Origin of the sequence: Streptosporangium nondiastaticum (assembly GCF_003011965.1) — a bacterium.
GTDB classification, from domain to species: domain Bacteria; phylum Actinomycetota; class Actinomycetes; order Streptomycetales; family Streptomycetaceae; genus Streptomyces; species Streptomyces nondiastaticus.
On record NZ_PXWG01000313.1, the window covers coordinates 1 to 1,054 of the forward strand.

The window sequence follows — 1,054 nt, forward strand, 5'->3', positions numbered from 1 at the left end:
CCGGGGCCGGCGGTGGGGCGGCGGCGCCGGGCGGCCTCGCCGACGGCGATGAGGAGGCCGTAGGCGAGGGCGACGCGGGGCTGGGCGACGCCGTGCCAGGCGGTGCGGGCCAGGGCGGCCAGGGCGAGCGCCACGGCCGCCCCGTGCACGCTCCGTACCAGGAGTCCGTCACACCGCCCCGTCACCCCTCACCTCCCGGTTGGCCGGCTCCGGTGACCGGCCGGTGGGATGAAGGGACGTTTCCGCTGGGTGGAGTTGCACTCTCCGTAGCCTCCGAGGTCACTGTCGAATGCCATCCGTGACGGTCGAGGGCGGCGCACAGGGCGGCGACCATGCGAGGGTCGAACTGGCTTCCCGCGCAGCGGTGGAGCTCGGCGAGGGCGGCCGGCACGGGGCGGGCCCGGCTGTAACTGCGCGTGGAGGTCATCGCGTCGAAGGCGTCGGCGACGGCCACGACCCTGGCGAAGAACGGGATCTGATGCCCCATCAGTCCGTACGGGTAGCCGCTGCCGTCCAGGCGCTCGTGATGGTGGAGGATCGCGGCCCGCGCCTCGTCGAGGAAGCCGATGCCGCGCACCATCTCGTGCCCGTACTCGGGGTGCAGCTCGATGACGCGCCGCTCCTGCGGGGTGAGCGGGCCGTCCTTGCGCAACAGGCGGGTGGGAACGCCGAGTTTGCCGACGTCGTGCAGGATGCCGGCGAAGCGCAGCGCCTCCAGCCGCTCGCCGGCCAGGCCGAGCTCGCGGCCGATGAGCACGGAGGCGCGCCCCACGCGCTCGCTGTGGCCGCGGGTGTAGCGGTCCTTGAGGTCGACGGCCTGGACCAGCGCCCGGATGGTGGCCTGGTGGGCGGCGCGCTCGCGCTCGCAGCGGTCCAGGAACCAGGAGGAGACGGACATCGGCAGCAGGGCGAGCAGCGCCGCGGGCGGGCCGTAGGCGCTGTGCCACAGGGCCGCGGTGAGCAGGCCGGTGGGGCCGTGCACGAGGGCCGGCAGCAGCGGGCCGGGCAGCAGGAGGCCGCTCCAGGCGGCGCGCGGGCGGCGGCGCTCGGCGGC

Annotated in this window: 1 protein-coding gene; it reads right to left on the reverse strand. The window is 75.6% G+C overall.

Annotation, left to right across the window (positions count from 1 at the left end; all coding sequences use genetic code 11):
- Positions 1-181: 181 nt before the first annotated feature.
- Positions 182-1,054 (reverse strand): HD-GYP domain-containing protein (locus B7P34_RS35970; RefSeq protein WP_146167045.1); only part of this gene is annotated, 873 nt, incomplete at its 5' end.